The sequence below is a fragment of the Pseudarthrobacter sp. RHLT3-21 genome (assembly GCF_059383495.1).
In genome coordinates, this window is record NZ_JBWZCI010000010.1 from 71,474 (window position 1) to 89,213 (window position 17,740).

At 66.1% G+C, this 17,740-nt stretch carries 16 protein-coding genes and 2 pseudogenes; 9 read left to right on the forward strand and 9 right to left on the reverse strand.

The window, feature by feature from the left end:
• The first annotated feature begins 10 nt into the window (after positions 1-10).
• From AC50YA_RS12800 to AC50YA_RS12815, 4 genes are all read left to right on the forward strand, one after another.
• The gene (locus AC50YA_RS12800; protein ID WP_494982648.1) at positions 11-436 is read left to right on the forward strand and encodes a heat shock protein transcriptional repressor HspR; all 426 of its coding nucleotides are present in this window, start codon (positions 11-13) and stop codon (positions 434-436) included.
• Positions 437-552: 116 nt separating this feature from the next.
• A complete protein-coding gene (locus AC50YA_RS12805; protein ID WP_494982713.1) occupies positions 553-924 on the forward strand; it encodes a hypothetical protein in 372 nt (123 codons plus the stop codon).
• Between the two features lie 292 nt (positions 925-1,216).
• Entirely contained in the window at positions 1,217-3,217 is a 2,001-nt protein-coding gene (locus tag AC50YA_RS12810) for an FAD-binding monooxygenase (RefSeq protein ID WP_494982649.1), read from the forward strand.
• Positions 3,218-3,288: 71 nt separating this feature from the next.
• On the forward strand, positions 3,289-3,501 hold the full coding sequence (locus tag AC50YA_RS12815) for a hypothetical protein (RefSeq protein WP_494982650.1): 213 nt from the start codon (positions 3,289-3,291) through the stop codon (positions 3,499-3,501).
• Between the two features lie 46 nt (positions 3,502-3,547).
• Here the strand turns inward: AC50YA_RS12815 and AC50YA_RS12820 are convergent, their stop codons facing one another.
• The 5 genes from AC50YA_RS12820 to AC50YA_RS12840 all read right to left on the reverse strand — a co-directional run bounded on the left by AC50YA_RS12820 (position 3,548) and on the right by AC50YA_RS12840 (position 6,186).
• A complete protein-coding gene (locus tag AC50YA_RS12820; RefSeq protein WP_494982651.1) occupies positions 3,548-4,405 on the reverse strand; it encodes a prephenate dehydratase in 858 nt (285 codons plus the stop codon).
• 87 nt (positions 4,406-4,492) lie between these two features.
• Entirely contained in the window at positions 4,493-4,633 is a 141-nt protein-coding gene (locus tag AC50YA_RS12825; RefSeq protein WP_494982652.1) for a hypothetical protein, read from the reverse strand.
• Positions 4,634-4,733: 100 nt separating this feature from the next.
• On the reverse strand, positions 4,734-5,453 hold the full coding sequence (locus AC50YA_RS12830; protein WP_494982653.1) for a GntR family transcriptional regulator: 720 nt from the start codon (positions 5,451-5,453) through the stop codon (positions 4,734-4,736).
• 5 nt (positions 5,454-5,458) lie between these two features.
• The gene (locus AC50YA_RS12835; protein ID WP_494982654.1) at positions 5,459-5,959 is read right to left on the reverse strand and encodes a PTS sugar transporter subunit IIA; all 501 of its coding nucleotides are present in this window, start codon (positions 5,957-5,959) and stop codon (positions 5,459-5,461) included.
• Complete coding sequence (locus tag AC50YA_RS12840) at positions 5,956-6,186, reverse strand: PTS sugar transporter subunit IIB (RefSeq protein WP_058930899.1); 231 nt, start codon at positions 6,184-6,186, stop codon at positions 5,956-5,958. The genes AC50YA_RS12835 and AC50YA_RS12840 overlap by 4 nt, the downstream gene beginning before the upstream one ends.
• Before the next feature lie 185 nt (positions 6,187-6,371).
• On the opposite strand from AC50YA_RS12840, the gene AC50YA_RS12845 reads away from it, so the two are divergent.
• The 3 genes from AC50YA_RS12845 to nagB are packed head-to-tail and all read left to right on the forward strand — an operon-like array spanning position 6,372 to position 9,697.
• Positions 6,372-7,646 (forward strand): PTS transporter subunit EIIC, encoded by a 1,275-nt coding sequence (locus AC50YA_RS12845; protein WP_494982655.1) that lies wholly within the window; start codon positions 6,372-6,374, stop codon positions 7,644-7,646.
• Positions 7,636-8,904 carry an N-acetylglucosamine-6-phosphate deacetylase gene (locus AC50YA_RS12850; RefSeq protein ID WP_494982656.1) on the forward strand — a complete coding sequence of 423 codons (1,269 nt, stop codon included), beginning with the start codon at positions 7,636-7,638 and terminating at the stop codon, positions 8,902-8,904. Before AC50YA_RS12845 ends, AC50YA_RS12850 begins: the two co-directional genes overlap by 11 nt.
• A complete protein-coding gene (nagB, locus tag AC50YA_RS12855) occupies positions 8,885-9,697 on the forward strand; it encodes a glucosamine-6-phosphate deaminase (RefSeq protein ID WP_494982657.1) in 813 nt (270 codons plus the stop codon). Before AC50YA_RS12850 ends, nagB begins: the two co-directional genes overlap by 20 nt.
• Here nagB and AC50YA_RS12860 read toward each other — a convergent pair.
• Positions 9,687-9,871, reverse strand: a pseudogene (locus AC50YA_RS12860) (aldehyde dehydrogenase family protein); the annotation flags it as partial. The gene nagB and the pseudogene AC50YA_RS12860 sit on opposite strands and share 11 nt — an antisense overlap.
• 13 nt (positions 9,872-9,884) lie before the next feature.
• Between AC50YA_RS12860 and AC50YA_RS12865 the strand changes: the two are divergent.
• Positions 9,885-10,304 carry a hypothetical protein gene (locus AC50YA_RS12865; RefSeq protein ID WP_494982658.1) on the forward strand — a complete coding sequence of 140 codons (420 nt, stop codon included), beginning with the start codon at positions 9,885-9,887 and terminating at the stop codon, positions 10,302-10,304.
• Between the two features lie 118 nt (positions 10,305-10,422).
• Here the strand turns inward: AC50YA_RS12865 and AC50YA_RS12870 are convergent.
• Both AC50YA_RS12870 and AC50YA_RS12875 read right to left on the reverse strand, forming a co-directional pair.
• Positions 10,423-12,149, reverse strand: a pseudogene (locus tag AC50YA_RS12870) (HNH endonuclease signature motif containing protein).
• A 225-nt stretch (positions 12,150-12,374) separates the two neighbouring features.
• Positions 12,375-15,881, reverse strand: coding sequence for a DEAD/DEAH box helicase (locus AC50YA_RS12875; protein ID WP_494982659.1), 3,507 nt, complete (start codon positions 15,879-15,881; stop codon positions 12,375-12,377).
• Positions 15,882-16,073: 192 nt separating this feature from the next.
• On the opposite strand from AC50YA_RS12875, the gene AC50YA_RS12880 reads away from it, so the two are divergent.
• Entirely contained in the window at positions 16,074-16,925 is an 852-nt protein-coding gene (locus AC50YA_RS12880; protein WP_494982660.1) for a DMP19 family protein, read from the forward strand.
• Between the two features lie 140 nt (positions 16,926-17,065).
• Here AC50YA_RS12880 and AC50YA_RS12885 read toward each other — a convergent pair whose 3' ends face one another.
• Complete coding sequence (locus AC50YA_RS12885) at positions 17,066-17,659, reverse strand: DUF5655 domain-containing protein (RefSeq protein WP_494982661.1); 594 nt, start codon at positions 17,657-17,659, stop codon at positions 17,066-17,068.
• Positions 17,660-17,740: the final 81 nt, after the last annotated feature.

Below are 17,740 nucleotides of genomic sequence, written 5' to 3' on the forward strand. Positions count from 1 at the left end.
GGAGCAGACCGTGGAAATCAGCGCCGACCAGCCGATCTTTGTGATCTCAGTCGCGGCTGAACTGGCGGATATGCACCCGCAGACGCTCCGGCAGTATGACCGGCTGGGCATTGTCTCGCCCAGCCGGGCGCCGGGTAAGTCGCGCCGCTACTCGCAGCGGGACATCAACATGCTGCGAGAAGTCCAGCGGCTGTCCCACGAAGGCGTGTCGCTCGAAGGCATCAAACGGATTCTTGAGCTTGGGAACCAGGTGGCCGCGCTGCAGCGCAGGGTGAGCGAGCTGACCGAGGAGCTGGGCCGCCGTCGTGATCCCCTTGATTCGCGGATCTTCGCGGCCGGTGCCGCCGGCGATGTGGTGAGCCTGGCCCGCGGCCAGCGCCCCCGCGCGCGGTCCCAGGCCGTGGTGGTCTGGCGCCCCCGGGCGCTGGGAAATTAGAGTACTCACTACTCGTGACCGGACCGCCTCCCCTGGCTTGAATGGAACTGCAGCTGGGTCTCACAGCGCAGGTTCGAGCCTCTGGGGGTTTTCGCGTGTTCGGTTCATCAGTCGTTATGTTCGCAGGGTCCAGCGTTGGGCTGATCCTGCTTGCCATCGGGCAGACCGTCGTGGTGGTTTGCGTGTGCTTTGACATGGTGCGGGCGCTGTCCGTGCCGAGGTCGCACCGGCGCTACGTGGCCAGCACGGTCTTCCGGACGCTGGCGGTGCCATCCATCATCGCCTCCGGAATGAGCGTGCTGATCGACGCGCTGGCCTGGTCCTGGATGGACGTAAGCATGTCGATGTTTGTGTTGGTGGCCATCATCTTCCGCCTGCACCATGACAAGGACGAAGACAACTGGTGGAAGGGCAAAGGCAAAAAACTCGCCCGCTGGGCCCGCCGCCAGTTCAGCTCCGGAACGTCGGTAGCGCCGGCGATGGGGTAGCGGCTCCGGTGATCGAGCCTGTCATCGAGATCCTTATACGCGACCGATTCTGCTCAATCATCCAGTCCTGACCGCTCGTCAGGGCCCGAGTTCCAAGGGTGTTCGCACGGCGCCGTCGAATGATGGAGCAGAATCCGACGGCGTCTGCCCCGGCGCGCGGTCCCAGGGGCTGGTTGTGGCTTGCATCACGGCCGCGTAGAATTCCACTTCAGGTTATGATTCATATATAGAACGTCAAGTTCTATTATCGAACTCAAATGCTGCCAGCCACACAACGAAGTGAGGAAAGCCCGTGCAGTTCCACCACCACGGTTACGTATCCGGTGACCCGCGGGTCCAGCCAGCCGCCGGCGTCGGTCTGGACCGGCCCGCCGAGCTTCCCGACGAAGTGGACGTGCTCATCGTGGGCACCGGCCCCGCGGGCATGCTCACCGCGGCCCAGCTTTCCCGGTTCCCCGCCGTCACCACGCGGATCGTGGAGCGCCGCGCCGGGAGGCTCGTCATCGGCCAGGCAGACGGCATCCAGGCCCGAAGCGTCGAGACTTTCCAGGCCTTCGGCTTCGCCGAGCGGATCATTGCCGAGGCCTACCACATCACCGAGATGGCGTTCTGGAAGCCTGACCCCGCAGACCACTCCCGCATCGCCCGCGCCGCCCGCACGCTGGACGACCCCACAGGCATCAGCGAGTTCCCGCACCTCATCGTCAACCAAGCCCGCGTGCTGGACTACTTCGCCGAGTACATGGCCAATGCGCCAGCGCGGATGTCGCCCGACTACGGGTATGAGTTCCGCAGCCTCGAGGTCGGCGACGGCGACTACCCCGTCACGGTGACGTTCGTTCACACCGCCGGCACAAACGAGGGCCAGGAGCGGGTTGTCCGGGCCAAGTACGTCGTCGGCGCGGACGGCGCACGCAGCAAGGTGCGCGAATCGATCGGCTGCACCATGGCCGGCGACCAGGCCCATCACGCGTGGGGCGTGATGGACGTCCTCGCTGTCACCGACTTCCCCGACATCCGCACAAAATGCGCCATCCAGTCCGGTGCGGGCGGCAGCATCCTGCTGATCCCGCGAGAAGGCGGCCACCTTTTCCGTATGTACGTTGACCTTGGCGAGGTCCCGGCGGACGACCACGGCGCCGTGCGCAGCACCACCGTCGAGCAGATCATCGGCCACGCGAACACCATCCTGCACCCCTATACCCTGGACGTCCGCAACGTCGCGTGGCACAGCGTGTATGAGGTGGCCCACCGCCTCACGGACAGGTTCGACGACGTCCTGCCGGACCAGCGCGGCACGCGCACACCGCGAGTGTTCATCACCGGCGACGCCTGCCACACGCACAGCGCCAAGGCCGGCCAGGGCATGAACGTCTCCCTGCAGGACGGCTTCAACCTGGGCTGGAAGCTTGGACATGTACTTGAGGGCCGTAGCCCCGCAAGCTTGCTGGCCACGTACTCGGCCGAGCGCCAGGTCGTCGCGAAGAACCTCATCGACTTCGACAAGGTGTGGTCCACCATGATGGCGAAGAAACCCGAAGAGTTCGAAAACCCCTCCGAACTCGAGGAGTTCTACGTGCGGACGGCCGAGTTTCCCGCCGGCTTCATGACCCAATACACGACGTCCATGGTCACCGCAGAACCGGTGCACCACGATCTGGCCGCCGGCTTCCCCATCGGGAAGCGGTTCAAGTCCGCGCCCGTGGTGCGGGTGTGCGACGCCAACCCGATGCATCTCGGCCACCACGCCACGGCGGACGGCCGGTGGCGCATCTACGTCTTCGCCGACGCGGCAGCACCCCAATCGGGACGGCCGACGGCGGGACGACAGGATGCAGGACCGCCGACGGTGGGACAACCAACGACAGAACAACCGACGGCGGGGCAGCAGGCGGCGCCGTCGTCCGTCGTCGACTTCGCCGAGTGGATCGCGAACTCGCCTGAATCGCCGCTTGCCGCGACGCCGTCGGGCGCTGACCGTGACACGTGGTTCGACGTGAAGATCATCTACCAGCAAGACCACACAAACGTTGATATCGGTGCCGTTCCGGCGGCGTTCAAGCCGTCAGTCGGGCCGTTCCAGCTGACGGACTACGAGAAGGTCTACGCCACCGATCCCGCAGCTGACATCTTCGAGCTCCGCGGCCTGGACCGCGGCGGCGTGGTGGTGGTGGTGCGGCCGGACCAGTACGTGGCCAACGTCCTGCCTTTGGGTGCGACGGCGGAACTCGCCGCGTTTTTCGCTCCCCTCCTGCCGGTCCGTGAGAAGGGGGAGCTGCCCAAGGAGGCATGACCGGCGGGGCATCGGTCCGCTGGCCCCATTTCGCTGACTCGGTTTCGGGCCGTGGACTAGCATGGGATTTCATGGCTGAACAAGAAGACGCGCGGCACGCTCCGGACGGACCACCGAAGAAAGCTGATCCCACGTACCCAGCTCGGCGGCAGAACGGCCCCGACTTCCAGAACCGCACTCCCGTCTCCAGCCAGGAACTCAGCAAGGCTCCCGCAGAACTAATCGAGGGCCACGGGTCCAGGGTTAACTGGCGCGTCTTCATTATCGCTTCAGCCTGCGGATGAAGGCGACAGCGCGGGCGGCCGCGCCAAGGAGTGATGCGGCCAGGGATCAGGCAGTGACTGTCTGCGCGGTCCGGAACTCGGCGGCGGCATAGACGCCCAGGATGCGTACTTCGGTGGTGAAGAAATCCAGCTCCTCAAGGGCAAGGCGCAACGGCAGGTCCTCGGGGTGTCCTTCGACGTCCACCATGAACATCGTGGCGGCGAATTCGTCGCCCACCATGTAGCTCTCCAGCCGCGTCATGTTCACGCCGTTCGTGGCGAACCCGCCCAGCGCCTTGAACAGTGCGGAAGGGACGTTCCGGACACGGAACACAAAGCTTGTCACCGCCGGTCCGGGCAGTTCTTCCCGGATGGGCAGTTCCTTTTCCCGCGCCAGCACCACAAAGCGCGTGGTGTTGGACGGGTCATCCTCGACCCGCGACGCCAGCACCTCGAGGCCGTAGATCTCGGCCGCTAGTGGGGGAGCGAGGGACAGCTTGGTGGGATCGTTCCACTCCCGGACCTCCCGGGCGGAGCCGGCGGTGTCCCCGGCAATGACTGGACGCAGCCCTGCCTCACGGATCAGGCGGCGGCACTGGCCCAGGGCGTGGATGTGGCTGTGGACCTCTGTAGCCGCCTCGATGGTGCTGCCCGGAATGCCCAGCAGGTCGAAGTGGATGGGCAGGAAAAACTCGCCCACGATCTGCAGGTGCGACTGGGGAAGCAGAATGTGGATGTCCGCCACCCGGCCAGCGATCGAGTTCTCAATCGGAATCATGGCCAGCTCCGCTTCACCGCTGGCGACCAGCTCGAAGGCGTCCTCAAAGCTGGCGCACGGAACGCTTTCCAGCTGGGGGAACATCTGCATGCACGCGATATTGGAGTTGGCGCCGGGCTCACCCTGGTACGCAATCTTCTGGGCCATGGTCCGTATGCTTTCACGTCAGGTGCCCACCCGCCCAACTGGGTAGCGCTATCTGTCGCTTTGAGGCGTCCAAAACGACAGATAGCGCTACCCAGTTGAGGAATCAGAGGGCGGGGTGACGCGGAGCCAGACGTATTGGTGCGGCGCAAGCGTCACGCCGTCGTCGAGCTTGAAAGCCACCTCCGTGAGGAGGCCGACGGCGGCGGGCGAGAATCCGGAGAACGTCACCGTCTGAAGGTGCTGGGAACATGCTGCCGGGCCGCTTCGTCCACATCGACGGACTCATGCATGGAGACAACCTATCGGGGGGACCAGCAGCAGTCTTGGCTTAGCCCACGCCCAGCCGCATGGACACCTGGTACCGGTCGGAGCGGTACGTTGAGACGGCGTATTCGATGGGCGTGCCAGGGTCCTCCTGGCCGGTGAACGAACGGCGCCGGAAGAGCAGGACGGGTGACCCGGGTTCGATGTCCAGCAACGCGGCGGTCTCGTCAGGGGCGGCGGCGGCCTCGACGGTCTGTTCCGCATGCTGCACCGGGTGCCCCGCGGCGCCAAGAGCCCGGTATAGGGATCCCGTCAGGTCTTCCGAGAGCAGCCCGGGGACCAGCGCGGGCGGCAGCCACGATTCGTCCACACTGACGGGCGCGCCGTTCGCGAGCCGCAGCCTGCGGACGCGATAGGCCGCTTCCCCGGGCGCCAGGCCGAGGTGATCGGCGGCCGCCGCCGGCGGCACTGCCGTGGAGGCGTTGATGACCCGTGTGCTGGGTTCGAATCCGGCTGCCCGCATGTCCTCGTTGAACGAGGCCAGGTGCAGGGTGGAACGCACCAGCCCGTGGGAGACGAACGTGCCCTTCCCCTTGATCCGCACCAGTGCGCCGTCCTGGACCAGGTCCGAGATCGCCCGGCGCACCGTGATGCGGGAGACGCCGAACTGCTCCTCCAGTTGCCGCTCACCCAGCAGGGCGTCCCCGGGCCGCATTGTGGTGGCGACCAGATGCTGGAGTTGCCTGCGGACCCAGACGTGTTTTAGTTCCCCTGCCGTTTCCATATCTCCTATTTTCCGGGAATTTTGAACAGGTGGCCGCCTGCTTCCACGCGGCCGCCGGAGGCCGGAGGCTCGATGGCGTCCGCCGAGCTGTCCAGGATCACCACGGGACTACACATGCTCAGGTCCTTTGAGCGGACCAATGTGACGTCCACGGTGATCATGGGATCACCGGCACGGACCTGGTCGCCCTTTTGCGCGATCACGGTGAAGCCTTCGCCCTTCAGCCCGACGGTGTCGATACCGACGTGGACCAGCAATGCGGGCCCGGACGCGTGCTGGACGATGTAGGCGTGCGGCATGACCTTGATGACCCGGCCGTCCAGCGGTGCGACGGCAGTGAGGACGCCGGCGTCATCGTCGGGAACTACGGCAACGCCGCCGCCTACAAGCCCCTTGGCGAACACGGGGTCCGGCACCTCGTTCAGGGGAATGAGCCGGCCCGGCAGGGGGGAGACAACGCTGATGAGCTGGGCCGGTGCTTCCGTGCTCACGTCAGGCGTGCTCACATCAGGTCCTGGATGTCTTCGGCGAGGCTTTCGGCTTCCGGACCCACAACCACCTGGACCACCGTGCCGGACATCATGACGCCGTGGGCACCCGCGGCCTTGAGGGCGGCCTCGTCAACGCGGGAGGAGTCCACCACCTCGGTGCGAAGGCGTGTGATGCACCCTTCGATTTCTTCCACGTTGTCGGCGCCGCCAAGGGCGGCGAGGATGATTTCTGCTTTGGACATGTCCACTCCTGGAGTTGGTTCGCGGTGAATGACGCCGAGTCCAGAAGCTTTTTACAGCTTGAGGTTGACAACTGAGGCCGGCGCCCTTCACAGTGATGGTTGTCACTGGTTATAACCAGTTAGCTAGACTCTACTGAATCAAGCATCCCCGCACAAGCACCGCCCTCTTCGAGACGAGGAACATCATGACCACGGAAAACCCATCAGCATCCGCCGGGACCGGCCCCCTGGCCGCCCCGGCCCCGGGCAAGGGCAAGGGCAGCGGAAAAGCGCTGCAGAACATGCAGCGCTTCGGCCGCAGCCTTATGCTCCCCATCGCCGCCCTCCCCGCGGCTGCGCTCCTTCTGCGCCTGGGCCAGGACGACCTGCTCGGCAGCTTCGAATCCTTGACCACCGTCGCCCAGGTCATCGGCGCCGCCGGCGGCGCCCTGTTCGAGAACCTGCCGCTGCTCTTCGCCGTCGGCATCTCCTTTGGTTTCGCCAAAAAGGGTGACGGATCCACGGCCCTTGCCGCCGTCGTCGGATACCTGGTCCTGACCAACGTCTTCAAGGTCATGGCCCCGCTGGTGTTGGGAGCCGCCCCGGAGGGCGGCAAGGATCCCGTCATCAATTACGGCGTGCTGGCCGGCATTGTGATGGGCCTGACGACGGCGTTGCTGTGGCAGCGTTTCCACCGCACCACCCTGCCGGACTGGCTGGGCTTCTTCGCGGGCCGCCGCCTTGTACCCATCCTGACGTCCTTCGCCGCGATCGTGATCGGCGTGGCCATGGCGCTGCTGTATCCGCTGTTCAACACCGGGCTGACTGCCGTGGGCAACACGGTTGCGGACAACACCGTGGTGGGCAGCGGGGTCTATGGCACCCTCAACCGGCTGCTCATTCCGCTGGGCCTGCACCACATCCTGAACTCCATCGTCTGGTTCATCATCGGCGACTACGACGGCGCCCACGGCGACCTGAACCGGTTCTTCGCCGGGGACCCCACCGCTGGGGTCTTTATGACCGGCTTCTTCCCCATTATGATGTTCGCTCTGCCGGCTGCCGCCCTCGCCATCTGGCAGGAAGCCAAGCCGTCGCAGAAGAAGATCGTGGGCGGCGTGATGCTCTCCACCGGACTCACGGCCTTCCTCACCGGGATCACCGAACCGCTCGAGTTCTCGTTTATGTTCGTCGCCTGGCCGCTGTACATCGTCCACGCCTTCCTGACCGGGACGTCCATGATGCTGGTCAACTTCCTGGGCATCCATCACGGGTTCGGGTTCTCAGCAGGAGCCATCGACTACGTCCTGAACTTCGGCATCGCACAGAATCCGCTGTGGCTGATCCCCATCGGTCTGGTCTACGCCGCCGTCTACTACGTGGTGTTCCGCTTTGTGATCCGTCGCTGGAACCTGCGCACCATGGGCCGCGAGGATGAAAACGACGAGAACGGCTCAATGGCCAAAGCCGATGTCAGCTGACCGGCCGGTGACCCTGGACGCCGACGGCGGGGTGGGGCTGCGGGGCCGCCTGGCTACCGGCCGCCCGGGTGACGAAGTTATCGACGACGGCACCGTGGTGATGGCCGGAGGGAACATCGTGTGGTGCGGCCCGACGGCGGACCTGCCGGCGGGTATCGGCATCGACATCCGGCGAGTGCCGCTCATCCTGCCCGGACTCGTGGACGTGCACTGCCACGGTGCCGTGGGGAGCACATTCTCCGCGGATGCGGACGGCGCGCGCCTGGCTGCCGGCCACCACGCAGCGCAGGGCACGACGTCGGTGCTCGCCTCGCTCGTCTCAGCGCCGTCGCAGGTGCTGCTCGAACAGATCGCTGTGCTGCGGGACCTGGTGCAGGACGGCACCCTGGCCGGCCTGCACCTGGAAGGGCCGTTCATCACCAAAAGCATGTGCGGGGCCCAGGACCCGGCAGCCATCATCGACGGCGACCCGGCGCTCCTGCAGCAGTGGCTTGAGGCGGGACGCGGGACCGTGCGGTCACTGACTCTTGCCCCCGAAACCCCGCACTTTGCCGAGCTGGTGCAGCTCTGCCGGGAACACGGCGTCGTGCCTTCCCTTGGCCACACCGCCGCTACGGCTTCCCGCACCCGGGAAGTCCTGGGCGGTGTACACGGTGGGGTTGGCGGCCCGTGGTCGGCCACGCACCTGTTCAACCGGATGCCCCCGCTCGGCCATCGCACGCCCGGACCCATCGCGGTCCTGCTGCAGGCGGCCGAGCAGTCACCCGGGCAGATGGTGCTGGAACTGATTGCCGACGGCGTGCACCTGGACCCGGAGATCGTCCGCATGGTCTTCGGGCTGGTGGGACCCCGCTCCATTGCGCTCATTACGGATGCGATGGCAGCGGCGGGCATGTCCGACGGCCACTACACTCTCGGCAGCCTGGACGTGCTGGTCCAGGACCGTGTGGCACGGCTGGCCGGCACCGCCGACGCCGGTCCCGGGGCGATCGCCGGCGCGACGAGCCACCTGCTGGAGAACGTCCGCCGCTGCGTTGAGTGGGGCGTTCCCCTGGCCGATGCCGTCATGGCGGCATCCTCCACTCCGGCGCGGCTGATGGGCCTGGATCGGCCTGGCCCCAACCGGGTGGGTGGCATTGCCCAGGGTTACCGGGCGGACGTGCTGGTGACCACCGAAGAACTTGAACTCGTGCAGGCCTACCGCGCCGGCACACCACAAACGCAGGAAAGGAATGACCGTGCAGATAGTTCTGTGTGAGTCCGTCGATCACGTAGGAGCCCGGGCGGCGGACATCATCGAGGCCAGGGTCCGCCAGGGTCCTGCCGTGCTGGGGCTGGCCACCGGCGGCTCCCCGCGATCCACCTACCAGGAGCTCATCCGGCGGCACCGCGGGGAACAACTCAGCTTCAGCCAGGTCACCGGCTTCACGCTGGACGAATACGCGGGTCTGCCGCCGGAACACGAGCAGTCGTACTACTCCACCATCCGTCGGGAGTTCGTTAACCACGTGGACCTGCCCCTGGAACGGCTCTTTACCCCGAAGGGAGACGCGCCGGACCTGGTGGCCGAGACTGACCGCTATGACGCAGCCATCACCGCTGCGGGGGGTGTGGACATCCAGATCCTGGGCATCGGCGCCAACGGCCACATCGGCTTCAACGAGCCGACGTCGTCACTGTCTTCCCGCACGAGGGTGAAGACCCTCGCCGGGGCCACGCGGGCCGACAACGCGCGGTTCTTTTCCGACGGCAATGTTCCGCGGCTCTGCCTGACGCAGGGTCTCGGGACCATCCGCGAAGCCAAACTGGCAGTGCTGGTGGCGATGGGGGAGAACAAGGCCGCCGCTGTCCAGACCATGGTGGAAGGGCCGGTCAGCGCCCACTGCCCCGCGTCGGTGCTGCAGCTGCTCCGCCGGGCAGTTGTCATCCTGGACCCCGGTGCCGCATCCCAGCTGAGCCTGCTGGATTACTACCGGGAAGCCCAGGAATTCAATGACAAGCTGGGCCAAACACCCACAAGGCCCTGGCTCCAGCAGCCGGTCAGCCGTTGATGACCTGCGGTACGCCCCGGGTCTTGAGGCCTTCGACGCCGAAATCCAGGCCGTAGCCGGACTGCTTGGCTCCGCCGAACGGGACGCGCGGGTCAACGGCGCCGTGCTTGTTGATCCAGACAGGCCGGCTTCGAGGCGTGAGGCCACTTCGCGTGCGGCGGGCAGGTCGGAGGAAAGCCGGATCGGTGTGGGACGTCGACTCAACGGTGGCGAGCCGTGCGCCACGCAGAACGAGCTCGACGTCGATGCTGCCGCGCGGTTGGTCCGCGACGGCCTGGTCGCCGTCGGCGAAGGCTCCAACATGCGCTCCACCCGTGACGCTGTCTCGGTGTTCCAGGATTCCGGTGTGCTGTTCGGGCCGGGCAAGGCCGCCAACGTAGGCGGCGTTGCGACGTCGGCGCTGGAGATGCAGCAGAACGCCAGCCGCGATTCCTGGTCCTTCGAGCACACCGAACAGCGGCTCACCGAGATCATGGTGGGAATCCACCACCGCTGCGCGTCAACGGCGGACGAGTACGGCGACCCCGGCAACTACGTGCTGGGCGCCAACATCGGTGCTTCGTCAAGGTTGCTGGCGCCATGCTTGCGCAGGGGCTTATCTAGCTAGGCAAGGGCTTGTCTATCTCCTGCACCACGACCGAACGCGTTTCAGTGCGACCACGGACCCAACAACGGTTCCGTGGTCGCACTGCGTTGTGGGGGCCTGGGTTTGTGGGGCGCCTGGATCAGGCGCTGACGACGAGTTGCCAGTTCGGGAACGGGTCTTCGGGCAACGGTCCGTCCGGGAGTGCGCCGTCTGGGAACAGTGCATAGTAGAGCAGCGCATTGTCGGGGAGGTCTTCGTCGGGCAGTTCATGATCGGGCAGTTGGAGGTCGACGAGGTGAAGCTCCGGATCCGGGTCCTCCGGCAGCGGATAGTCCGGAAGTGGATCTTCGGGGACGCCGTGCTCTTCGGGGACGCCGTGCTCTTCCGGTACGCCGGGATCTTCGAATCCGGCCCGATCAGCACGGAGGACGGCGTCTGGCCATGGCTGTGGCCAGTGGGGTGGTTCCCAGTCGGGGTGTTCGCTGCGTAGTGCCGGCGGGTGGGTGATATCCAGCCGGGTGGTTCGTTCTTGGTGGCGGTGGTGGGTTTCCAACCGGTGGTGTGGCGGAGCCGGTGGTGTTTGGGGCAGGGCTGGCCGAGATTTGATATCCCGGTGGCGCCGCCGTGAGCCCAGGCGAGGAGGTGGTCGGCTTCGTTGTCGAGGGAGTGGTTGCTGCAGCCGGGGAACGGGCATTTCCCGTCGCGAAGTCTGAGCCATTGGCGTTGGGCTTTCGTGACGCGGTAGCTGGTCCGCCCGATTTCCAGCGGCGCGCCGTCACGTGGGTCTGTCAGGACTCGGTGGAAGGACTCGGCACCTTCGGCGACGAGACGGCGGGCCATGGACGGCGGGATCGGCCTGTATCCGTCCAGGGTGGCCGGTTCATCAGTGACACCCAACAGCGAAAGCACCGGGACCGTGACCAACACCTGCGCCCTCGGGGACGGAACACCGCCGCCCACACCGACGGATTGCCCGCCAAGGATGGCACCGGTTCCGCCCGTGATGCCGATTGTTCCGCCGCTGATGCTGTCCGTGTTGCCGCCGAGGAGCCAGGTGGCGGCGGTGTCGGCGCGGAGTTGGCTGAGGGTCCGGTCCTCATCGGGTCCTTGGAGGGCTCTCGCGGCAGTGGTGGTGCGGTCCCAGATCCCCGAGGCCTGATGCGCTGGGAGGTAGGCGGAGAGCCAGGCCATGCCGTCCCGGTCCGGGGCATACTCCAGCCGCCGATCCTGCGCTCCCTTGGCGTGGCGTTTTTCGATGCTGACGGGGTGGTGCCGTTCCCGCCAAGTGCGGGCCTTGTGGCGGAACCGGGACGGCACGAGCTCCCCGGCCGGGCACCCACGGGCGGGATCCGGGGCGTCAGGGTCCAGGAAATGCGCCTCCAGAGCAGCCGCCCCGGCGGGGTCGAGGTTGGTGGTTTCGTCCACAACGATCCGGGCATGCTGCCAGGAAATCGTCCCGGCCTGCAGCGCGGACATCGTCAACGGCAGGCTGGTGGTGAGTTCGTGCGCCTCGGCCAGGAGCGCCCCGGCGGTGCGTTCGCTTACGGTCAGGACGCAGGCGACCTCAGCGATCACGGCCATTTCCTGGGCGCTGCTCTCCCGCGGCGCCACGGTCGGTGCAGCCAGGGCCTGTGCCGCGTCAGTGTATTCGGCGGCCAGCCTGACCTTCAACGCCGCGGTGGCGGCTTCCGTTCGGGAGACCTCAGCCAGTCCGTCCAGGCAGGCCTCGGCTCTGCGGCGCAGCGGATCAGGTTCGCACGCGTCAGAGTCGGACCCGCATCCGATCCGGCCGAGCACGGACACGGACGCGGCGACGGACTCGAAGGCGTCCCTGCACTCCGTACCCCAAGCTGCTCTACTTCCCATGCCCAAAGCATCGCAGGGGGCACTGACATTTAAGGCCGTGCCCGGAGTAGCTGCTGTGCTTTCCATAGTCCGAGCATCTCAGGAGGCACCGACATTTTGAGGTTCAAAGGGTTCGGCAATGAACGAGCCAGTTCGCGCATAGTTGTGAGGCACAGGGCGGCAGTGGCTTAAGTATCCGTTCGCGCAGGGCGTGGGACGTCCAGGCCCCCAAGTGTCCGTTCGCGCTCAGTCCTTAAAGAGCCCCGCGAGGTCCTCGGCCGTGATCGAACCGCTGGACAGGGCGTCGCCTTCCATCACATCCGCGAACAGTTGCGACTTCCGGGCCTTCAGGGCCATGACCTTTTCCTCGATCGTGTCCTTCGCCACCAGCCGGTACACCATCACGTTGCGCGCCTGCCCGATCCGGTGGGTCCGGTCCACGGCCTGTGCCTCGGACGCCGGGTTCCACCAGGGATCCAGCAGGAACACGTAGTCGGCCTCGGTCAGGTTCAGGCCAAATCCGCCGGCTTTCAGCGAAATCAGGAACACCGGCGCGCTGCCGTTCTTGAATTCGTTGACGACGTCGGTGCGGTTCCGGGTGCCGCCGTCGAGATAGCAGAACTCGATCTTCTCCTCCACAAGGCGTTCGCGGACCTTGCCCAGGAAGCCGGTGAACTGGCTGAAGATCAGCGCGCGGTGGCCCTCAGCAACCAGGTCCTCCAGCTGCTCGAACAGCACGTCCAGTTTGCTGGAGCGGACGCCGGACAGCGACGGATCCACCAACGACGCGTCAAGGCTGAGCTGACGCAGCAGGGTCAGCGACTGGAAAATGGTGAACCGGTTCTTGTTCACGTCCTCGATCAGGCCCAGGATCTTCTGCCGTTCACGCTGCAGGTGCGTCTGGTAGACCTTCTGGTGGCGCGGGTTCAGCACCACCTCCAGGATCTGCTCCTGCTTGGGCGGCAGGTCTTGGATGACCTGGTCCTTGGTACGGCGCATCATGAGCGGACGGACCCGGCGGCGGAGCTTGTCCAGCTGCCCCTTGTCGCCATTCTTTTCCACCGGCTTTTGGTAGTACTCGGCGAACCGCTTGGGGCTCGAAAACAGGCCCGGCGCCACGATGGACGTCAGCGCCCAGAACTCCATGAGGTTGTTCTCCAACGGCGTGCCCGTGATGGCCAGTTTGAACGCCGCGGGCAGCTTCCGCGCGCACTGGTAGGCCTTCGACTGGTGGTTCTTCACGAACTGGGCTTCATCCAGCACCAGACCCGCCCAGGTCTTGGAGGCATAGGAATCATAGTCGATCCGGAACAGCGCGTAGGACGTGATCACGATGTCCGCGCCGGCGAGTTCAACGGCCGCATCCTGGCTGTTCTTGGCAAAGGTTTCGCTCACGATGCGGACCGTCAGGCCGGGAGCGAAGCGTGCGGCTTCCGCCGCCCAGTTGCCCACGACGCTGGTGGGGGCCACCACCAAAAAGGGAGTCCCGCCGTCGGGCGCTGGAACGTCGGGCGCTGCTACTTGAGCCGGCGCACCGTCTGCTGTCCCCGAAGCGGTGCCAGCCGCCGCCAGCTCGGCAGCCTGCTCCTTCGCGGCGCACATCAGGGCGAGTGCCTGCACGGTCTTACCCAGGCCCATATCGTCCGCGAGGATCCCGCCCAGGCTGTGCCGGTACAGGAAGCTGAGCCAGTTGAAGCCCTCCAGCTGGTAGGGCCGCAGCTCCGCATTGAGCGAGGCAGGCAGCGGCAGCCCGTTGATCCCGCCTTCGAGCAGCCCGCCCACGGCCTCACGCCAGGCGGCGGCCTGCTCATCCACGATGCCCAGCTGCGCGAGCTCGTCCCAGAGCCCGGCCTGGAAACGGCTGATCTGCAGCGGGGCGTCCTTGTTGTCCTGCAGCGAGCGGGCCTCTTCGATGAGGGCGCGCAGCTGGTGCAGTTCGGGGAGGTCCAGCGAGAAGTACGCGCCGCTGGGCAGCAGCATTTTGGTCTGTCCCGCGGCCAGCGCGGAGAACACGGCCGCGAACGACACCGGCTGGCCCTCGAGCGAAATCTGGATGCCAAGGTCGAACCAGTCGCGCTGTTCCGTGGCCTTGGTGGAGATGGAAACGACAGGCGCTTCCTCGGCCTCCCGGTAGTCGGCAATGTCCCCGGCAGTATCCACTGAAACGTCCGGCGCGTTCCGGAGCTCGGGCAGGACGTCCTCGGTGAAGGCCAGCGTGTCCAGGCCGCTCAGTTCGGCGGACGCGGACAGGCGCGGCGTGCCCCAGCCGCCGGAGGCCGATTCGCCCAGGGCCGGAACAATGTTCCACGGCTGGCCGATGCCCTCCAGGATGCGGGCCTCGGCGGCGTCGTCACGGTAGCCGTGGTCGCCGGGGTGCCGCCACAGCGGCTGGGCCGTGACCAGGTGTCCGGACTTGTAATGCCATTCCCAATGCAGCCGGACCCGGTGGTCCGCGCCGTAGTTGGCCAGCAGGGAGAGGGTCGGGAGGGCCAGGGCGGGCAGCGCCACCGACTCATCCGTCGCCGTGACCCGGGCAGCCTGCTTCAGCTTCGGGTAGAAGCCGGTGAGGAAGCGCGTCTCGTCCTTCGCCGGAATGTGCAGGGTGCTGCCGGCGGTCGCGAAAGTCAGCAGTTCCTCGCTCAGCCCGTTTTCCAGCGGGGCCAGCGTGATCACATTATCCGCGGAAACGCCGGGCAGTGCCTCGCCCCCGGTGGTCATGAAGATGCCGTGCGCGGGGCGGCCGATGGTCCCCACCGATGCCGGATCAACGTCTTCCCCCTCAACGGTGATGGTGGGCGCGAGCTCCAGCCCGCCGTCGTCGGCTGTTTTCGCAGCAACGTCCGGGGCGGCCGCGGCAACATCGCCGGCGTCACCGGAAGGCGAACCGTAACGGCTCAAATTAAGCCCGACGGCGGCGGGGGACTCCGCGAGCCGCACCGGCTCAGTGCCGCGGCTGTGAACCAGGGAGAGGCCGATCTTTTTGGCGTCGGTGAGCAGGCTCCACATGTTCTTCCCGGCGAAGGTGTTCAGCCCCAGCCACAGCGCGGAGGAGTTATGAACCCGGTTGGCGGCGGCGGTGTGTGCGGCCAGGAACGCCTGCATCCACTCGATGTGCGCCTCGTTGCATTCGCGGCGGAAGTTCAGGTAGCTCAGGGTGTTCCAGGAGACGTCGCCGCGGATCCACTTGCCTTTGGCGCCCATGATCACGGGCCGGGCCTTGAGCTGGCGCACGCTGCGGAGCGGGTCGCGGCGGCCTGTGTAGGAGAAGTGCGGCGCCGGTTCCTCGATCTCGAACTGGAGGGCCAGCGGGATGCCGCTGATGGACTGGGTGATGCCCGGCTGCGAAATGAGCGGGCTCAGTGCCTGCTCCCAGTCGGCCAGGTCCAGGCTGACGGGTTGGCGGGAAAGCCGGGAAACTTCAGCGGGGGCCAGGAGCTGGACGCGGATGGCCGGGTTGTCCTCGGCGGCGAACAGCAGCGCGGCCACGTGCTTGCAGTCCTTGCGGACGGGGCAGCTGCAGACGCCCACGGTGCAGCTCCAGCCGCCCGTTTTCCGCACCAGTTTGGCCGTGGTGGAGTAGGGGACGTCGGCACCTCCCCGGACCTTGCCCAACATCAGCCCGGTGGCGGCGTCGAACGACATCCCGGAAACCCGGCTGCCCATGGCATACGCCAACCCGGCCGCGAGGGAGCGGTCGTTAATGGCGGGGGTCTGTATTGCCAGTGCCGCACTCTCGTCCGGTTGGGATGGCATGGTGCGCGCTACTTTCAGCTGGCCACGGGGGTGCCGTGTCCGATCGGAGGTTATCTGCTTCATCTTAGTTCGCCCGGCGGGAGCCTGAAACTTCGCCTGACGTTCACTTCCGCCTCAACACACCGCCGCTCCTGCCCACGTAGCGTGAAAGTGTCCTGAGCAGCACCGAAGCATTCAGCAGTGAGGAATCCCATGACCATGAGCCAGAACCCTGTCGTCCTGACCAAGGCCAGCATCGATGCAGGCAACGAGGAGGTTGTAGATGCCAACGTTTACGTGGTGAACGCCATGTACGGGAAACTGCTCGACGCCGGCGAGATCGCGCCCGCGGCGCTCGGCAGCTACTACGTGGACTTCTACGTCACGCAATCTTTGGAGGGCGGCTTCGCCCAGTACGTGTTCACCGCGGACCGTGACGAGGTGGACCCGCTCATCCGCGAGGGCCTCGCGGGCATGGGCGCAACCGCCCACCTTGAGCTCTTCAACCGCACCGTTGAAGCGTTTGATGGCTTGTCCGACGAGGACGAAGAGCGTTACCTTGACGGCGACCTAGACACCGAGGAAGAGTCCAACGAAGCCGTGCGCACCATCGAAGAGCTCGACGGCGAGTTCGAGGAACTGTTCGAAACCGAAAACATCACCGCCCTCAACGCCGCCTGGCTTCTGCGCCAGGAGGGCCTGCTGATGCTCGACGACGAGGAGCTCGACGCCTACATTGAGCGTCAGGTTGCGCTCATCCCCAACCTGGAGGAGCGTCAGGCCGCGGCCGACGAGGAAGCGCTGGAGGACGCTCCGGATTTTGAGGTCATCATCCGAGAACTGTGCGGCATCGCCGGCTACACGCTGCAGAAGATCACCATGGGTGACCCCAACTACATGCACGACGGCGAGAAGACCCTGGCCTGGCACTTCACCACGGACCACGGCGACTTCATCATGGTGGAGGACGACGAAGAGGCGTTCATGATCAACCCGGAGACCCAGGAAATCGTCGCCGCTGTTGAGTTCGAGGAAGCGGACGACGACGAGATGATCGACGCGTAGGACCCTCACCACGGTCCCGGACCGGGTTCGTCGGGGTCGGTTCGCCGGGTTCGCCCAGTTCGCGGGAAAGGTGCGGGGTCGCTGGAAATTCCCGGCGACCCGGCACCTTTCCGGCGACCCGGCCGCAGTTGTACTAGCTATTAGGTGTTCTGGTCCAGCGCCTTGGCCAGGATGTCCAGCAGTTCGTCATCCACCTGGTCCACAGACGTGAGCCGGACGCGGCGGTCAAAAGGATCATCAGACCGGGCCTTCAGGGGTTCCAAACGGCCTCCCGCTGCTGCGTCGAGGCGGAGGGCGACGTCCACGGCGGTGTTGGTGGTCCGGGTGACCTGGGCGAACTTCCGGCGCGGGCTATGGAGCGAGACGTAGCCCTTCCGCATCTGGATCTCCACGCCCTCGGTGGCCGCCGCCCACGCCAGGAGCGCATCGGCGATGGGCCGCAGCTCTGCGTGGTTGATGTACTGGCCATCGATAAGCTCGTCGGCGTCGCGCAGCATAAATTCCGGGTAGCCGAACAGCTCCCAGGAGACGGCGTACTGCGCGTAACCCGTGACGCCGTGCTCGTCGCGCATCCAGTGGCGGAGCTCGGCGTCGTTCTTCAGCCCGGCGGAGCGTGCCCGCTCGGCCCAGTAGGCGACGTCGTGCCCCGTCTTCCGCAGGAGCAGGGCTTTGTTGCTGTCCACCATGGTCTGCCAGGTCTTGGCCGTTCTCTGGTGTTCCGGAGTGATCGCCATGCCTCGATGCTAGTGCGGTCCATGGTCCGAAGCCGGGCCCTGGAAAGAAATTTAGGAGGCGCCGTAACTTTCCCGGTCCGG

Bases quoted from the DNA above. Each gene is read 5' to 3' on its own strand.
- AC50YA_RS12805 (WP_494982713.1), top strand. From the start codon at position 553: ATGTTCGCAGGGTCCAGCGTTGGGCTGATCCTGCTTGCCATCGGGCAG.
- AC50YA_RS12815 (WP_494982650.1), top strand. From the start codon at position 3,289: ATGGCTGAACAAGAAGACGCGCGGCACGCTCCGGACGGACCACCGAAG.
- AC50YA_RS12820 (WP_494982651.1), bottom strand. From the start codon at position 4,405: ATGGCCCAGAAGATTGCGTACCAGGGTGAGCCCGGCGCCAACTCCAAT.
- AC50YA_RS12830 (WP_494982653.1), bottom strand. From the start codon at position 5,453: ATGGAAACGGCAGGGGAACTAAAACACGTCTGGGTCCGCAGGCAACTC.
- AC50YA_RS12840 (WP_058930899.1), bottom strand. From the start codon at position 6,186: ATGTCCAAAGCAGAAATCATCCTCGCCGCCCTTGGCGGCGCCGACAAC.
- AC50YA_RS12845 (WP_494982655.1), top strand. From the start codon at position 6,372: ATGACCACGGAAAACCCATCAGCATCCGCCGGGACCGGCCCCCTGGCC.
- AC50YA_RS12850 (WP_494982656.1), top strand. From the start codon at position 7,636: ATGTCAGCTGACCGGCCGGTGACCCTGGACGCCGACGGCGGGGTGGGG.
- AC50YA_RS12875 (WP_494982659.1), bottom strand. From the start codon at position 15,881: ATGCCATCCCAACCGGACGAGAGTGCGGCACTGGCAATACAGACCCCC.
- AC50YA_RS12880 (WP_494982660.1), top strand. From the start codon at position 16,074: ATGACCATGAGCCAGAACCCTGTCGTCCTGACCAAGGCCAGCATCGAT.
- AC50YA_RS12885 (WP_494982661.1), bottom strand. From the start codon at position 17,659: ATGGCGATCACTCCGGAACACCAGAGAACGGCCAAGACCTGGCAGACC.